Annotated in this window: 13 protein-coding genes and 1 pseudogene; 1 reads left to right on the top strand and 13 read right to left on the bottom strand. The window is 63.6% G+C overall.

From position 1 onward, the window contains the following. Nucleotides 1–92: 92 nt before the first annotated feature. On the top strand, nt 93–1,181 hold the full coding sequence (locus G4G31_RS20730) for a DUF4268 domain-containing protein (protein ID WP_182989194.1): 1,089 nt from the start codon (nt 93–95) through the stop codon (nt 1,179–1,181). A 45-nt stretch (nt 1,182–1,226) separates the two neighbouring features. Here G4G31_RS20730 and G4G31_RS20735 read toward each other — a convergent pair whose 3' ends face one another. From G4G31_RS20735 to der, 13 genes and pseudogenes are all read right to left on the bottom strand, one after another. Then, nucleotides 1,227–1,688, bottom strand: a complete 462-nt coding sequence (locus tag G4G31_RS20735) for an RES family NAD+ phosphorylase (protein ID WP_182989195.1) — start codon at nt 1,686–1,688, stop codon at nt 1,227–1,229. A gap of 195 nt (nt 1,689–1,883) precedes the next feature. Beyond that, entirely contained in the window at nt 1,884–2,963 is a 1,080-nt protein-coding gene (locus G4G31_RS20740) for a serine protease (RefSeq protein WP_182989196.1), read from the bottom strand. A gap of 227 nt (nt 2,964–3,190) precedes the next feature. Next, nucleotides 3,191–3,646, bottom strand: a complete 456-nt coding sequence (locus G4G31_RS20745) for an FKBP-type peptidyl-prolyl cis-trans isomerase (RefSeq protein ID WP_182989197.1) — start codon at nt 3,644–3,646, stop codon at nt 3,191–3,193. 102 nt (nt 3,647–3,748) lie between these two features. Further along, a complete protein-coding gene (locus G4G31_RS20750; RefSeq protein WP_182989198.1) occupies nt 3,749–5,800 on the bottom strand; it encodes an ATP-binding protein in 2,052 nt (683 codons plus the stop codon). A 1-nt stretch (nt 5,801) separates the two neighbouring features. Continuing rightward, on the bottom strand, nt 5,802–6,398 hold the full coding sequence (locus G4G31_RS20755; RefSeq protein WP_182989199.1) for a MarC family protein: 597 nt from the start codon (nt 6,396–6,398) through the stop codon (nt 5,802–5,804). A gap of 293 nt (nt 6,399–6,691) precedes the next feature. Next, nucleotides 6,692–7,231: a phosphoribosyltransferase gene (locus tag G4G31_RS20760; RefSeq protein WP_182989200.1), complete on the bottom strand. Its 540-nt coding sequence runs from the start codon at nt 7,229–7,231 to the stop codon at nt 6,692–6,694. Nucleotides 7,232–7,298: 67 nt separating this feature from the next. After that, nucleotides 7,299–8,614, bottom strand: a pseudogene (locus G4G31_RS20765) (adenylosuccinate synthase). Between the two features lie 3 nt (nt 8,615–8,617). Beyond that, a complete protein-coding gene (locus G4G31_RS20770; protein ID WP_182989201.1) occupies nt 8,618–9,772 on the bottom strand; it encodes an ATP phosphoribosyltransferase regulatory subunit in 1,155 nt (384 codons plus the stop codon). Between the two features lie 922 nt (nt 9,773–10,694). Next, nucleotides 10,695–11,567 carry a protease modulator HflC gene (gene hflC, locus G4G31_RS20775; RefSeq protein WP_182989202.1) on the bottom strand — a complete coding sequence of 291 codons (873 nt, stop codon included), beginning with the start codon at nt 11,565–11,567 and terminating at the stop codon, nt 10,695–10,697. Then, nucleotides 11,567–12,877, bottom strand: a complete 1,311-nt coding sequence (gene hflK / locus G4G31_RS20780; protein WP_182989203.1) for an FtsH protease activity modulator HflK — start codon at nt 12,875–12,877, stop codon at nt 11,567–11,569. The genes hflC and hflK overlap by 1 nt, the downstream gene beginning before the upstream one ends. A gap of 6 nt (nt 12,878–12,883) precedes the next feature. Beyond that, the gene (gene hflX / locus G4G31_RS20785) at nt 12,884–14,098 is read right to left on the bottom strand and encodes a GTPase HflX (RefSeq protein ID WP_182989204.1); all 1,215 of its coding nucleotides are present in this window, start codon (nt 14,096–14,098) and stop codon (nt 12,884–12,886) included. A 5-nt stretch (nt 14,099–14,103) separates the two neighbouring features. Beyond that, on the bottom strand, nt 14,104–14,340 hold the full coding sequence (gene hfq / locus G4G31_RS20790) for an RNA chaperone Hfq (protein WP_026354376.1): 237 nt from the start codon (nt 14,338–14,340) through the stop codon (nt 14,104–14,106). Nucleotides 14,341–14,554: 214 nt separating this feature from the next. Next, nucleotides 14,555–15,898 (bottom strand): ribosome biogenesis GTPase Der, encoded by a 1,344-nt coding sequence (gene der, locus G4G31_RS20795; RefSeq protein ID WP_182989205.1) that lies wholly within the window; start codon nt 15,896–15,898, stop codon nt 14,555–14,557. Nucleotides 15,899–15,904: the final 6 nt, after the last annotated feature.

Here is a 15,904-nt window from a genome sequence, read left to right on the forward strand (position 1 = left end):
GTTACTCGCCCGTTTTCCTTCGCGGCTTTCACTACTTGCCAGGGCGAATGCGTAGACCGACAATTGTCCGAAACCACCCTCACCCAATACGCATGGCCATTTTCGAACTCGACAATCAACGACTCGCACCACTCGCCGAAGCGGACTTCCACGCCGAAGGCATTTATGAACGGGAGCTGCAACACCATTTAAGGCACAGCATCGGTATCCTGTCGCCCGATCTCATGGTCGTGGCCGAGGAGTATGGCAACTGGGTGGACAGCCAGCGGCGTATCGACCTGCTTTGCCTGGACAAGGAAGCGAACCTGGTCGTGGTCGAAATCAAACGCACCCGGGACGGCGGGCATATGGATCTGCAGGCGATCCGTTACGCTGCCATGGTGTCGGCCATGACTTTCGAGCAACTCGTGGACGGGCATGCGCATTATCTCCGGGCCAATGGACACCCTGCGGATGCCGCCAGGGCGGCAATCCTGCAATTCCTGGACTGGACCGAAGCGGACGAAGAAGCATTTGCGCAGGACGTGCATATCGTTCTCGCGGGTCCCGATTTTTCCAGGGAAGTCACGTCGACTGCCTTATGGCTGAACGAACGCAAGCTCAACATTCGCTGCATTCGCATGAAGCCTTATCGGTCCGCCGACGGGCGCTTGTTCATCGACATTCAACAGATCATTCCATTGCCGGAATCGTCCGATTACCAAACGAAGATTCGCGCCAAGGAACAGGCCGAGCGAGAACAGCGCAGCGAACGCCTTGGCAACCGCGAGCACTTCTTCGCAGGCCTGCTCGACTACGTCAAGCCCCGAATGGGTCTCTTTGCGTCCAAGAGAGCCGCGCATGGCCGCGGATTCAACGCCAATGCCGGCAAACCAGGGCTGCTGTTCGGCTTCCTCGACAAGGGCGACCGCATCGTCATCGAACTCGAAATTTCGCACAGCGAAGAGCGGGTGCGCGCGCTTCGCACACTGTTCTGGAAGGATGCCGACGCTATCGAAACGGCTTTCGGAGAGTCCTTGCACTGGGACGAGGTCGATGGACGGCGCGCAGTCTTCATCCGCCATTATGTGGACGCTTCCTGGAAGGCAGCCGAGAGCGAGTGGCAGCAGATTTACGCGACGCTGACGGAGGACGCAATCAGGATGCAGCGGGCACTGCAGCAAACGATCGACGCGGCTTGAGGCATCGGCGCATCGTCGTGCCAGTGCGCGATCGGCGATGCGTCCTCAGCGCTTGAACATTCGCGGATCGAACCTGAAGCTGCGCGCAATGCTCAGCTTTACGTGCTCGTACGCATGGTGCGCCGGGTTGATCACGACGTTGACGCCCTCGCCCACGATCACCGATGGCACACGCATGTAAAGGTATTCGCGCTTCTTGAGAAAAGCGGTACCGAAGGCGGTGGCGCTGCCGCCGTCATCAAGACTGTCCCAGCCTTCGGGCAAGTCCTCGCGCGGCACGTCGAGGCAGAGTGCGGGATCGTCCGGCAAGTCGATGGCGACCAGCACCAGCGGTTCCTCGTCGACTTCCTCGGTGTGGACGAACTTTTCCAGTACGGCCAGCTCGACGGTCATGGCGGCGTACAGGGCCGGCTGCCCTTCGCTATGCCAGTGGCCGCCACTGGCGCGGGCGCCTTCGCAGTTGCGGTCGAGTGCCGCTTTTTCGATTGCAATTCTCCAGGTTCTCATGCGCTTGCTTGTCAGGTGGCCAATGTCCTTAGCATACAACGAGGCCCGCCCGCAGCTCCGCACGGCTTGCGGGCAGCTTGCGGGCAGCTTGCGGGCAGCTTGCGGGCAGCTTGCGGGCAGCTTGCGGGCAACCCAAAAACAAGAAACGGCCCTTAGGCCGTTTCTTGTCGTGCTATGCGCCGCAGCGCCGCAGGATTACTTCTGCTTGCGACGACGGCTGGCGCCGAACATCAGGCCGCCCAGGCCCAGCAGTGCGATGCTGGTTGGTTCCGGGACCATGGTGATGTTGCCGCCGGTGGCGTTGTACAGGAAGTCCTTGTACGAACCCATGATGATGCCGCCGAAGTAGGTGCCGAAGGTACCGGGGACCTGGTCGCCGAAGCGGCCGCTGAAGGTGTTGTTCGCCACCAGCATCAGTTCGCCGTACATTTCGACGAAGGATGGGCCGCCCGAATCGCCGCCGCCGATGCCGGCTTCGCGGTCGTTCGGCAGCACCGGGGTGCAAACGCCGAAGTCGTCGCAGAAGGTGTCGATGCCTGCGCCGTCGAAGTCGGCGTAGAAGACTTCGCGCTGGCCTGCGAAGCCTTGCTCGTCGTCCCCATCGAACAGGTCGACGTAGTTTTCGCCGCTGCGCTTGACGGTGAAGTCCGGGCCGATGTAGTAGCCGTTGACGCCGTCGCCCGAGGTGCCGTAGCCGGCCATGGTGATGTGGGTGCCGGCGTTGAGCGGGTTCACGGCGACCTTGTAGATTTTGGCGCTGGCCGGGGCGTCTTCACCCAGGGTCAGCACGGCGACGTCGTCGTTGACGCAGAAGCTGTCGACGCCGGCCGGGCAGTTGCCGAAGCCTTTGTATTCCTGGTGCACGTCCACCCTGGTGGCGTTGATCAGGGCGTTGACACTGCCGTTGCTGTTGAAGACGACGCGCACGTCGGTACCCGGCTTATTCAGGTCGACGAAGGTGCCGTTGCCATCGGTGTCGACGCAGTGGCCGGCCGAGACGACCTGGCGCTTGCCTACCAGGGCGCCCGAGCAGATGTAGGATTGGCCGTCGTAACGGATATTGATGCTGACGACGCCGGAGAACTTCGACGACGGCACGTTCGGATCGATGCGGTTGGTCGGGCTGTCTGGCAGTGCACCCGAGGTGATGGCCGGGGTGATGATCGCACCAGGCATGCCGGCGATCGACGCCTGCGCCGAACCCGTACCGAATGCCATACCGATGACGATGATGCTGCCTGCGACTTTTTTCAGCGACAATTTCCGATTCAACATTTCTTTTCCTTTTATGTGAGGTCTCTCTTCACGGGCATTTCCGTCTTCCGTGCAGGACCTTACAAAGCAGTAACTATGCCAGAGGGAAAATAATGCATAAATTCAATATGTTAGATAGCTAACACAGGGGGATCAGGTGTCGGATGTAAGGATTTTCGACACCCCGTTCGAGCCGGGATGTCGAAGTGCTTTGCAGGGCCAGGGCGGGCGCCCCGGCAGGCAGGCCTTTACTGTACGTCGAGGAGTTCGACGTCGAAGATGAGGTTGGAATTCGGCGGGATCGGACCGGCGCCACGCGCGCCGTAGCCCAGTTCCGCCGGGATGATCAGGGTGCGCTTGCCGCCGACCTTCATGCCGACGACGCCCTGGTCCCAGCCCTTGATGACGGTCCCCATGCCAAGCGGGAAGGTGAACGGCGCGTTGCCGACCGAGGTGTCGAATTGCGGACCGTGGCCTTTCGGCGATTTTGGCGCGTACAGGTAGCCGGTGTAGTTGACAGTGACGGTCTTGCCGGCGACGGCTTCCTTGCCCTTGCCGACGACGGTATCGATCTTCCGAAGACCCTGCGCGTTGGCGGCGGGTGCCTTGGTGGCGGTAGCGGTGGCGGGTTTGGTGACGGCGATTGCGCCGCCGGCGAGGCCAAGGCCGAGGATCAGGCCGAGCCCGAGGAATGCGTGTTTCATCGTTGTACCTTCATAGAGTAAAGCGGGGAGTCAGCCACCGGCTGCTGCCGGGCAATAATGGCTGTGCAGGCAGTATTCCCTACTCGGGCGGTTCGCACAAGCTCAGCGGCGGGAACGCTGGGCGGTGGCGAGGATCTCGCTCACCTGGGCCAGGTCGGCCGGCTTGACCAGGTGATGATTGAAACCCGCTTCCTCGGCCAGGCGGCGGTCCTCCTGCTGCCCGTAACCAGTCAGCGCCACCAGGGTCGCCGAGGCCAGTTCGGGAATGGCGCGCAACTGGCGCGCCAGCGCATAGCCGTCGGTATCGGGCAGGCCGATATCGAGCAGCATGACTTGCGGGCGCTCGATGCGCGCATGCCGCAGCGCGCTCTGGCCGTCGTAGGCGACCGACACCGCATGGCCCTGCACTTCGAGCAGGGTTGCCAGCATCTGCGCCGCGTCCTGGTTGTCGTCGACCACCATGACGCGCAGGGGCGCGATCCTGGGCGCATCGCTGCCGCCTTCGGCCAGCGGGAGCGCGAGCGGATCCCGGTCCAGGCGCCGCAGGCGGACCTCGAATTCGCTGCCCTGCCCCGGCGCCTCGCTGCGCACGCCCACGCTGCCGCCGTGCAGCGCCACCAGGCTCTTGACCAGTGCCAGGCCGATCCCCAGGCCGCCTTGCGAGCGGTCGGGCGTGCGCTCGGCCTGGGTGAACAGGTCGAAGATGTGGGGCAGCACGTCGGGCTCGATACCGATCCCGTTGTCGCGCACCGTGACGACCACCTCGGTATCGAGGGCGTCGACGCGCAGCGAAATCTGGCCGCCCACGGGCGTGTACTTGGCAGCATTGTTGAGCACGTTCGACAGCACCTGCACCAGGCGCGTGCGGTCGCCCAGCACGTGCACCGGCTCGCCCGACAGCTGGAGCGTCAGCGCATGGCGGCGCCCTTCGATCAGCGGGCGCGCCTGCTCCACGGCGCCGGAGACGACGGCGTTCACGTCCAGCTCTTCCTTTTCCAGCTCGACCAGGCCGCGGGTGACGCGCGAGACGTCCAGCAGGTCGTTGACGAGATCGGTCATGTGCTCGGCCTGGCGCGCGATGATTTCGCTGGCATTGCGCACGGCGCCCGGCTCGAGCGTGCCCATCTTGAGCAGGTGGGCGGCCGTCGTGATCGGCGCCAGCGGATTGCGCAGCTCGTGCGCCAGCATCGCCAGGAACTGGTCCTTCTGGCGGTTGGCGGCGCGCAGCTCGTCCTCGATCTGCTTGCGCGGGGTGACGTCGCTGCCTTCGACGAAGATGCCGACGACCTGGCCCTGCGGATCGCGGATCGGCTGGTAGATGAAATCGAGGTAGCGGCGTTCGAGCGGCCCGCCCGGTTCGCGCGCCAGGTCGAAAGGCACCGCATGGCCGACGAAAGGCTTGCCGGAACTGTAGACGTGGTCGAGCAGCTCGAAGAAGCCCTGCCCTTCGACGTAAGGCAGGGCCTCGCGCGCGGTCTTGCCGACCAGGTCGGTCCGCCCGATCAGCTGCATGTAACTTTTGTTGGTGATCTCGAACACATGTTCAGGGCCGCGCAGCACGGCGATGATGCCTGGCGCCTGCTCGAACAGGGTGACGAGCCGTTTGTTCTCTTCGTCGCGGTAGCGCTCCGCGTGCACCTGGCCGGTGACCTCGACGCAGGCGCAATACACGCCGGCGATGGCGCCATCGTCGTTGCGCACAGGGGAATAGGAAAACGTGAACCAGGTCTGCTCGTCATAGCCATGACGACGCATCAGCAGCGGGAGTTTTTCGAAATAGGTCGCCTCGCCGTCCAGTGCGCGTTGGCTCAACGGCTCGAGCTCGGCCCAGATTTCAGCCCAGATGTCCCCGAACGGCTCGCCCAGCGCGGCCGGGTGCTTGCCACCCAGTACATCGATGTAGGCGTCGTTGTAGAGGAAGGCCAGCTTTTCGCCCCAGGCGCAGAACATCGGAAACTTCGAGTTCAGCATCAGCGACACGACCGTACGCAGGGCCTGCGGCCAGCCGGAGGGTACGCCCAGGGGCGAGGCGGACCAGTCATGCGCACGCATCAGGGCGCCCATCTGCCCGCCGCCGCTGAGGAACATCGGCGACGCAGGAGAGGTATCGCCCTGTGTGCCAGGGCCGGCGCCGCCGCGGTGCGCTTCGTTCATCTCAAAGGGTCTTTACGAATTCGCGTATGCCACCGAGCAGCATCTCGACCGACATCGCCGTCAGGATCAGGCCCATCAGGCGCTCGAAGGCCGTCATCACCTGGGGCCCCAGCTTCTGCTGCAGGCGTTCGGCACTGAGGAACACGGCCAGCCAGACCACGCCCACGGCCGCCAGCGCCGCCACGTGCACGAGCGTTTCGGAGGTACTGCCGGAACTGAACAGCAGCACGGTCGCCAGCGCCGAGGGCCCCGCCAGCGCGGGAATGGCCAGCGGCACGATGAAGGGTTCGCCATGCTCGCTACGCCCGAGCACGCCATCAGGGTGGGGAAAGATCATGCGGATCGCGATGATCAGGAGAATGACGGCGCCGCCGATACGCAGCGCGATCGGCGTCAGGTGCAGCGCGGCCAGGAAGTGCTGGCCGAAGAACATGAAGACCAGCAGCAACAGGAAGGCGATCGCGCACTCGCGCACGACAATGCGCGGACGGCGGTGGACCGGAGTGTCCTTGAGAGCGGTAGCGAACAAGGGAACGTTGCCGAAAGGATCAGTGACGAGGATCAGGAGGATGAAGGTCTGGAAGAAGCTTTGGGTCATGGTTCTTATTGTTCTGAAATACTATCGATCAAGAGCGGCTGACAAAGCCTTCAGGGGCCTAGAGGCCGGGGGCCCCAAGGCGAGGCGCAGCGCCGCATCGGCGGACCGCGAAGACAGTACGCCGGTACGGCGAGACGCTGCAACGCGGCCATGAAGGTTTTGTCAGGCGCTCGAAAGCATTTTTGCAATCTTAACCGATCTGCATGGGTCGCGTTTTACATTTGAAAGAATGAAAAAAGCCGGGGCATGCCCCGGCTTTCTCGTTCATGCACGGCATGGACGGCCGCTGGCGATTACTTCTCGAACTTCTTCATCCAGGCCGACAACTGGTGCGGACGCAGGCCATCGTAGTCTTCGAACGGCTGGTGGATCCACGGGTTGTGCGGCAGGTCTTCCAGGTGGTAGTCCGGCTTGAATGCCGAGGTACCTTTCACCCAGATGACGGCCGAGCGCACTTCGCTCACTTCCGGATAATTCGTCTGCAGGTGCTCGCGTACGCGCTGCAGGGTCACGCCGGAGTCGGCCAGGTCGTCGACCAGCAGGATGCGGCCGGCCAGCGGACCCTTGGTCATCGTCATGTACTTGGCGATGTCCAGGTTGCCCTGCTTGGTGCCGGCTTCTTCGCGGTAGGAGCTGGTCGACAGGATCGCCAGCGGCACGTCGAAGATGCGCGAGATGACGTCGCCAGGACGCACGCCGCCGCGCGCCAGGCACAGGACCATGTCGAACTTCCAGTTTGACTCATAGACTTGCAGCGCCAGGCGCTCGACCAGGCGGTTGTACTCGTCCCAGGAAACCCAGAGGTCGTTGTCGGTCGATGCAGGGGTATTCATTTCAGGCTATTCCTATTATGGGAACCTCGACTGCCGCTCGCGACGGTTGATCGAGGTCCCTGTTGTATTAAGCTGCGAACGGATGACGCAGCACGATCGTTTCCACGCGGTCCGGGCCGGTCGAGACCATGTCGACCGGGATGCCGACCAGTTCTTCGATGCGCTTGATGTAGGCACGGGCGTTGGCCGGCAGCTCTTCCATCGTCTTGGCGCCGACGGTCGATTCGGTCCAGCCCGGCATTTCCTCGTAGACCGGCACGCAGGCGGCGGCTTCTTCGGCGCCGACCGGGAAGATATCGACATCGCGGCCGTCGATCTTGTAGCCGGTGCACAGCTTCAGCGACTCGATGCCGTCCAGCACGTCAAGCTTGGTCAGGCACATGCCCGACACGCCATTGATCTGGACCGAGCGGCGCAGCAGCGCGGCGTCGAACCAGCCGCAGCGGCGGGCGCGGCCGGTGACGGTGCCGAACTCGTGGCCCACGCGCGAGAGGTGCTCGCCACGCCGGCATCGGTTGGCAGTTCCGACGGGAACGGGCCCGAACCGACGCGCGTCGTATAGGCCTTGGTGATGCCCATGATGTAGTGCAGCATGCCAGGACCGACGCCGGCGCCGGCGGCGGCGTTGCCCGCCACGCAGTTCGACGAGGTGACGAACGGATAGGTGCCGTGGTCGACGTCGAGCAGCGAACCCTGCGCGCCTTCGAACAGCAGCTTGCCGCCGGCTTTATGCGCCGCGTACAGTGCGGACGACACGTCGCCGACCATCGGACGCAGGCGCGGCACGAGTGCCATCGCGTCGTCGAAGGTCTTCTGGAAGTCGATCGCTTCGCCGCCCAGGTAGTTGGTCAGCACGAAGTTGTGGTACTCGAGGTTTTCCTTGAGCTTCTCGGCAAATCGAGCTTCACTCAACAGGTCGGCGATGCGGATCGCACGGCGGGCGACCTTGTCTTCGTAGGCCGGGCCGATGCCCTTGCCGGTGGTGCCGATCTTGTTGACGCCGCGCTTGGCTTCACGTGCCTGGTCGATGGCGACGTGGTAGGGCAGGATCGCGGGGCAGGCTTCGGAAATCATCAGGCGCGACACGACTTCGACGCCCGCCAGGGCCAGCTTGTCGATCTCCTGCATCAGGTGGGGCACCGAGGCCACCACGCCGTTGCCGATGTAGCAGGCCACGCCTTCGCGCATGATGCCCGACGGGATCAGCTGCAGCGCGGTTTTGTGGCCGTTGATGACCAGCGTATGGCCGGCGTTATGGCCGCCCTGGAAACGGACGACGCCCGCTGCGTGATCGGTCAGCCAGTCGACGATCTTACCCTTGCCTTCATCGCCCCACTGGGTGCCGATGACAACGACGTTCTTTGCCACGTTTGTATTTGACATCACTTAACCTAAGTTTTTGAGAATCCAATTTCCATCTTCGAGGACGAGCACGCGGTCGCACTCGAACTCGTCCTGAACATTATCGTGACCCGGCATGGACTGGATCACGACTTCGCCTGCCTTGCGCAGGTCAGCGATTTTTTCGCGCAGCTCCGGCGCATTGCCCCAGGGGGCGCGGATCGAATGCTTGCGTTCGGCCGTCGGCAGGAGGCGCGCGAGCTCGCGCAAGTCCAGCGAGAAGCCGGTGGCCGGACGGGCGCGCCCGAAGGCTTCGCCCACGTGGTCGTAGCGGCCGCCACGCGCCACGGCGTTCGGCAGGCCCGGCACGTAGAGGGCGAACATGGCGCCGCTTTCGTACTGGTAGCCGCGCAGGTCGGCCAGGTCGATGGCCACTTGCGCGCGGCCAATGGCGCCGGCCGCCAGCGCCGCCAGTTCGGCCAGCGCGCGGGTAATGCCCGGCAGCGCAGGCAGCACCTCTTTCGCGCGGGCCAGCACGTCGACGTCGCCATACAGGTTCGGCAGCGCCAGCAGCGCGGCGCGGGTGGCCGGGGCATAGGCGCGGGTCAGTTCGTCCAGGCCGGGCGTGTCTTTCGCGCGCAGCAGCGCCGTGATCTGGGCTTCGTCTTTTTTCGCCAGCGGGTCTTCGTTCAGCAGTGCGCGCAGCACGCCGACGTGGGCCATGTCGAGGCGCACGTCGAGGAAGCCTGCCAGGGCGACGGACGCGAGGGCCAGTTCCTGGATCTCGGCATCGGCCTCGAGGCCGGCGTGGCCGTAGATCTCGGCGCCGATCTGGATCGGTTCGCGGGTGGCGTGCAAGCCCGACGGACGGGTATGCAGCACGCTGCCGGCGTAGCACAGGCGGGTGACGGAATCGCGGTTGAGCAGGTGGGCATCGATGCGCGCGACCTGGGTGGTCATGTCGGCGCGCAGGCCGAGCAGGCGTCCGGACAGCTGGTCGACCAGCTTGAAGGTGCGCAGGTCGGTATCTTCCCCGGCGCCGGCCAGCAGCGACTCGACGTATTCGAGCAGCGGCGGCATCACGAGCTCGTAGCCGTACAGGCGGAAGGCGTCGAGCATCAGGCGGCGCAGCTCTTCGATCTTGCGCGCTTCGGACGGCAGGACGTCGGCGATATTCTCAGGCAAAAGCCAGTTCGGCATGGGCAACAGCTAATGGATTGTTAAGAACGGAGCAACAGACAAAGCAAGGGCGCGTGCCTGTGCAGTACGAAGCGGGCGCCGAATCGGCAATTTTACCTGAAATTGGGCCGGGACAGGGGGTGGATGATGGCTGATCGGGCAATAGGTTGCCGGATTGCCACTCGAACTTGGTAGGGTGGGCACTCCGTGCCCACGCGGAACGATGACAATTGTTAGCGCGTCTGATGCGCAGAGTTAGCCTGTTCGTCGGGACAACACTGTGCCGAAACACCGCGAACACTGGTCAGACTTCCCCGTGGGGTAACTCGGGCTAAATGCCCGAGTTACGGTGCCCGCCCTGCCGTGCCCCTGCTTCTACCGTAGGGTAGGCGGCTGCGCCGCCTACGCGTTCAACAGCCGTATGCCAACTGCTCTGCGATTCTTCATCTGCTAACCGGTCTGCGATCCTTCAACTGTCCGTTGAACGCGTAGGCGGGAAACCCGCCTACCCTACGCGGCGCGGTGCACATAATCGATCGCGTTGCGGGCGCCTCTAGCGTAGGGTAGGCGGCCATGCCGCCTACGCGTTCAACAGCCGTATGCCAACCGCTCTGCGATTCTTCATCTGCTAACCGCTCTGCGATCCTTCATCTATCCGTTGAACGCGTAGGCGGGAAACCCGCCTACCCTACGCGGCGCGGTGCACATAATCGATCGCGTTGCGGGCGCTTCTACCGTAGGGTAGTCGGCTATGCCGCCTACGCGTTCAACAGCCGTATGCCAACCGGCCTGCGATTCTTCATCTGCCAACCGGTCTGCGATCCTTCATCTGTCCGTTGAACGCGCAGGCGGGAAACCCGCCTACCCTACGCGGCGCGGCGGCCATCGCTCGGTCGCAAAAAAAACGCCGCGGAGTACGCGGCGCTTTTTGCTCACTGGCGGCTTATTTGCTGCCCTGGTTCCTGAAGTACTTGAAGAACTCCGAATTCGAGTCGATCACCATCACGTCGCCGTGGGCCTTGAAGCTGGCGCGGTAGGCTTCGAGGGAGCGGTAGAAGCGGTAGAACTCGGGGTTCTTGCCGAAGGATTCGGCATAGATCGCGGACGCCCTGGCGTCGCCCTCGCCCTTGATCTTCTCGGCTTCGCGGAAGGCTTCGGCCAGGATCACGGTGCGCTGGCGGTCGGCGTCGGCGCGGATCTGCTCCGATTCGGCCGAACCGGTCGAGCGCAGTTCATTGGCCACGCGGGCGCGCTCGGCGCGCATGCGGTCGTAGACCGAGGCGTTGATCTGGTCGATGTAGTCCACGCGCTTGAGGCGCACGTCGACGATGCCGACACCGATCTGCCTGGCTTCGGCGATGACCTTGTTGCGCACCGCGTCCATCACCGCGCCACGCTCGCCGGAAATCACTTCGCGCACGGTGCGCTTGGTGATCTCGTCGTTCAGGGCAGCCTTGACGATCTGCGACATGCGGTTCACGGCAGCACGCTCGTCGCCGTTGAAGCTGACGTAGTACAGGCGCGGCTGTTCGATGCGCCACTTGACGAAGGCGTCGACCAGGATGTTCTTCTTCTCGGCCGTGATGAAGCGGTCGGCATCCGGCGTATCCAGCGTCAGGATGCGCTTGTCGAGATAGATCACGTTCTGGAACGGCGGCGGCAGCTTGAAGTGCAGGCCCGGCTCGGCAATCACCTCGCGCACTTCACCCAGGGCGAAAACGATGGCGAAGCGGCGCTGGTCGACCACGAAGACGGTCGAGGACAGCAGCATCAGGGCAATGAAGCCCGCCACGAAAATGGTTACGAGGCGGTTCATCAGCGGCTCTCCCGGTCACGTTGGGAATCGCGGCTGCGGCTGTCGCGCTGGCGCACCGATTCAATGGTTTGCATCACTTCCTGCGTCGGCGTGGCGGCGTTGGCCCCCTCCTGCGGCACAGCCACGGGACCGGAACGGGCGCTGCCGGTGGCGGCGTCGTTGGCGGCAACCTGGGCGATCAATTTATCGAGCGGCAGGTAGAGCAGGTTCGAACCCGACTTGGCATCGACCATGACCTTGCTGGTGCTGCTGAAGATCTGCTGCATCGTGTCGATGTACATGCGGTCGCGCGTCACGCCCGGTGCCTTGGCGTATTCCACCACCACCTGGTTGAAGCGCGCCGCGTTACCGGTGGCGTTTTCGACCACCATCGAACGGTAGGCTTCCGCATCCTGCAGCAGGCGGAAGGCGGCGCCGCGTGCGCGCGGGATCACGTCGTTGGCATAGGCTTCGCCTTCGTTGCGGGCGCGGGCACGGTCCTGGCCGGCCTTCACGGCGTCATCAAAGGCGCTTTGCACCTGCTCGGGCGGCTGCACCGCCTGCATCGTCACGTTCGTGATCAACACGCCAAGGTTGTAGCGGTCGACGATCTTCTGCATCATCGTGTGGACGTCGACGGCGACCTTCTCGCGGCCTTCATACAGCACGAAGTCCATCTTGCTTTTACCGACCACTTCGCGGATCGCCGTCTCGGCAACCTGGTGCACCGTCAGGTCCTGGTCGCGGTTGTTGAAGACCCAGGCGACCGGATCCTTCAGCGTGTACTGCACCGCGAACTGGATGTCGATGATGTTTTCGTCGTCGGTCAGCATCAGCGCCTCGGCGCCCTGCTTGTTGCGCACGTTGTCGCGGTAGCCGATTTCGGCGGTGCGCACCTGCGAGACGTTGACCGTTTCGTGCGACTGGATCGGCGCCGGCCAGCGCCAGTTGAAACCGGCCCCGGTGGTGTGGGACAGGCGGCCGAAGGTGGTGACCACGCCGACCTGCCCTTCCTGCACGATGAAGGCGCCGCTGGCGAGCCAGATCAGGAGCACGATGAAGCCGATGACGGACGCCGTGATGCCGACGCCCCGGCCTTCGTTGCGGTACGGTGCGCCGCCATCGCCATTGCCACGGCTGCCGAACAGGCGGTTCAGGCGCGCATTGAAATCACGCCACATTTGATCGAGGTCGGGCGGACCTTCGCCCGGGCGGCGGCCCTCCTGGGCCTTGGGGTCACCCTGGGGAGTTTTCCCCCAGCGCGATGGTGCGGCAGACCGCGCGTTCAGCGACAGTTTGACGCCGAACTTCTTGAATAAAGAAACGAGCATAGGCTTTTAGTGGGGCCCGACATGGGTGGAGGTTGGATTACTTTCGCCGGCATCGCTGGACAAGTCGTCCATCGAAAGGTCCGGCGCTGCATCGTCCTGCTCTTCGTTTTTAGGGGTCAGACCGCGGTCGGAGCTGGCCGCCTCGACAATCGCATCGCGCAGCAAATCGAGGCCGGCGCCGCTCCTGGCGCTGATAAAAACGCGGCTGATTTTATCATATTCATCACGCTCGACCCCAGGCTGAAGGTCGGCCGCATCAATCTTGTTCCATACGAGGATTTGCGGAATGTGGTCGGCGCCGATTTCGCGCAAGACCTCGTTGACCTGCTCGATCTGCTCCATGCGGGTCGGCGAGGAACCGTCGACCACGTGCAAGAGCAGGTCGGCGTGGATGGTTTCTTCCAGCGTCGCGCGGAAAGCGGCCACCAGCTGGTGGGGCAGTTCGCGCACGAAGCCGACGGTATCGGAGATGACGACGCTGCCGGTCTCGTCGCCGAGATACAGGCGGCGGCTGGTGGTGTCCAGCGTGGCGAACAGCTGGTTCGCGACATAGACGCCGGCCTTGGTCAGCGTGTTGAACAGGGTCGACTTGCCGGCATTGGTATAGCCGACCAGCGACACCGAGAAAGTGGCATTGCGGTTGCGCGCGCGGCGCTGGGTTTCGTGTTGCTTGCGGAGCTTGGTCAGGCGGGTGCGCAAGGCTTTCACGCGCTCGCCGATCAGGCGGCGGTCGGTCTCGAGCTGGGTTTCGCCAGGACCGCGCAGGCCGATACCGCCCTTCTGGCGTTCCAGGTGAGTCCAGCCGCGGATCAGGCGCGTGGCCAGGTGCTGCAGCTGGGCCAGCTCGACCTGGAGCTTGCCCTCGTGGCTCTTGGCGCGCTGCGCGAAGATGTCGAGGATCAGGCTGGTACGGTCGATGATGCGCAATTCCAGGCGGCGCTCGAGGTTACGCTGCTGCGCCGGGGATAGAGCGTGGTTGAAGATGACGAGTTCCGCGCCAAGCGCCTTGGCGGCAACGCCGATTTCGTCGGCCTTGCCGCTGCCGACGAAATAGGCCGGGTCGGGGGCGTTGCGCTTGGCGGTAATCGTGTCGATCGGTTCCGCGCCGGCAGAGCTGGCCAGCAAGCCCAGCTCTTCGAGGCTGGCCGTGAAATCGACGGCGCCGAAATCGACGCCGACGAGGACGGCGCGGGTGCTGTTGTTGCCGGGGGCGTCAGCCATCGGCCTTACTCGGCTTCGGAGTCGAGGTTGAGGTTGACGGCCCGGGCCGGGACAACGGTCGAAATGGCATGCTTGTACACCATCTGGGTCACAGTGTTGCGGAGCAGGACGACGTACTGATCGAACGACTCGATATGGCCTTGCAGCTTGATCCCGTTGACCAGGTAGATCGAGACTGGGACATGCTCCTTGCGCAAGGCATTGAGGAATGGGTCTTGTAACAGTTGCCCTTTGTTGCTCATAACAGCTCCGTAATGTTGTTGTAGTTTAAAAAATGGAGGCGAGCGCCCCCTTTTCAAGTGCACGGGGCAAGATTCAGCGGATGCGAACGATGGCCTTGAGGTACTTTAACCTGTTTTGCCGCTCCCTGTCGTACTGCTAGGCTTGCGTTTCCAGCAAAACCGCTGCGCTTAAGGATGGGATAAGTTTCCCGCGCAGCGGCTGGACAATCACGCCTTATGCCTTGTCCCTGGCGAACGGGTTCTTGCCGCTCTTCAATTCAATCCGCAGCGGAGTGCCGATCAGGTTGAAGGTGTCGCGGAAGTGCTTTTCCAGGTAGCGCTTGTAGGGCTCGGTGATGCCGTCGAGCGCATTGCCGTGGATGACGATGATCGGCGGGTTCTGGCCGCCCTGGTGGGCGTAGCGCATCTTCGGACGCGAGGTGCCCTTGCGCTTCGGCTCCTGCTTCTCGACCGCTTCCTGGAGTGCGCGCGTCAGGCGCGGCGTCGACAGGTTGGCCGTCGCCGCGGCATAGGCCGTGTCCACCGACGCCATGAGTTGCTTGATGCCGGTGCCCTTCAGCGCCGAGATGAAGCGCGTTTCAGCAAAGCCCAGGAAGTCGAGCTTGCGGTCCATCGTGTTCTTGACCTCGTCGCGCTGGTCGGAGGTCAAGCCATCCCACTTGTTGACCGCCACCACCAGGGCGCGGCCCGACTCAAGGATGAAGCCGGCGATGTGCGCATCCTGCTCGGAAATATCTTGCTGAGCGTCGAGCATCAGCACGACCACATTCGCCTCGGTGATCGACTGCAGGGTTTTGACGACCGAGAACTTCTCGATCGCTTCGAACACCTTGCCGCGGCGGCGGATACCGGCCGTGTCGATCAGCGTGTACTGCTTGCCGTCGCGTTCGAACGGCACCTCGATCGAGTCGCGGGTGGTACCCGGCATGTCGAAGGCGATCACGCGCTGCTCGCCGACCAGGGTGTTGATCAGGGTCGACTTGCCCACGTTCGGGCGGCCGACCAGGGCGATCTTGACGCCGCGGTCCTGGTTTTCCAGTTCTTCCTCATCGGCGGGACGCGCCGCGAAGGCCAGGTCGAGCGCCTCGTTGACGAGGTCGGTGACGCCGTCGCCGTGGGCGGCCGAGATGACGTACGGGTCGCCCATGCCCAGTTCATAGAACTCGGCGGTGACGGACGTGTACTTCATGCCCTCGCTCTTGTTAATGACGAGCATGACGCGGCGGCCGGACTTGCGCAGGAAGTCGGTGATGGTCTTGTCGTGCGGAGTCAGGCCCTGGCGGCCGTCGACGATGAAGACGACGATGTCGGCTTCTGCCACGGCCTGCTTCGTCTGCAGGGCCATCTCGTGCATGATGCCGTCCTTGGCGACCGGCTCGAAGCCGCCGGTGTCGATGACCAGGAACGGGCGCTCGCCGATACGCCCTTCACCGTAGTGGCGGTCGCGCGTCAGGCCAGGAAGATCGGCCACCAGCGCGTCGCGCGAACGGGTCAGGCGGTTGAATAGGGTCGACTTTCCGACGTTCGGGCGACCAACGAGTGCAATTACCGGCTTCATGTAGTG

Source organism: Massilia sp. Se16.2.3 (genome assembly GCF_014171595.1).
In the GTDB taxonomy this organism is placed as follows: domain Bacteria; phylum Pseudomonadota; class Gammaproteobacteria; order Burkholderiales; family Burkholderiaceae_D; genus Telluria.

Excerpts from the sequence above, each read along its gene's own strand:
- G4G31_RS20730 (WP_182989194.1), top strand. The coding sequence starts at position 93 with ATGGCCATTTTCGAACTCGACAATCAACGACTCGCACCACTCGCCGAA.
- G4G31_RS20735 (WP_182989195.1), bottom strand. The coding sequence starts at position 1,688 with ATGAGAACCTGGAGAATTGCAATCGAAAAAGCGGCACTCGACCGCAAC.
- G4G31_RS20740 (WP_182989196.1), bottom strand. The coding sequence starts at position 2,963 with ATGTTGAATCGGAAATTGTCGCTGAAAAAAGTCGCAGGCAGCATCATC.
- G4G31_RS20745 (WP_182989197.1), bottom strand. The coding sequence starts at position 3,646 with ATGAAACACGCATTCCTCGGGCTCGGCCTGATCCTCGGCCTTGGCCTC.
- G4G31_RS20750 (WP_182989198.1), bottom strand. The coding sequence starts at position 5,800 with ATGAACGAAGCGCACCGCGGCGGCGCCGGCCCTGGCACACAGGGCGAT.
- G4G31_RS20755 (WP_182989199.1), bottom strand. The coding sequence starts at position 6,398 with ATGACCCAAAGCTTCTTCCAGACCTTCATCCTCCTGATCCTCGTCACT.
- G4G31_RS20760 (WP_182989200.1), bottom strand. The coding sequence starts at position 7,231 with ATGAATACCCCTGCATCGACCGACAACGACCTCTGGGTTTCCTGGGAC.
- G4G31_RS20770 (WP_182989201.1), bottom strand. The coding sequence starts at position 9,772 with ATGCCGAACTGGCTTTTGCCTGAGAATATCGCCGACGTCCTGCCGTCC.
- hflC (WP_182989202.1), bottom strand. The coding sequence starts at position 11,567 with ATGAACCGCCTCGTAACCATTTTCGTGGCGGGCTTCATTGCCCTGATG.
- hflK (WP_182989203.1), bottom strand. The coding sequence starts at position 12,877 with ATGCTCGTTTCTTTATTCAAGAAGTTCGGCGTCAAACTGTCGCTGAAC.
- hflX (WP_182989204.1), bottom strand. The coding sequence starts at position 14,098 with ATGGCTGACGCCCCCGGCAACAACAGCACCCGCGCCGTCCTCGTCGGC.
- hfq (WP_026354376.1), bottom strand. The coding sequence starts at position 14,340 with ATGAGCAACAAAGGGCAACTGTTACAAGACCCATTCCTCAATGCCTTG.
- der (WP_182989205.1), bottom strand. The coding sequence starts at position 15,898 with ATGAAGCCGGTAATTGCACTCGTTGGTCGCCCGAACGTCGGAAAGTCG.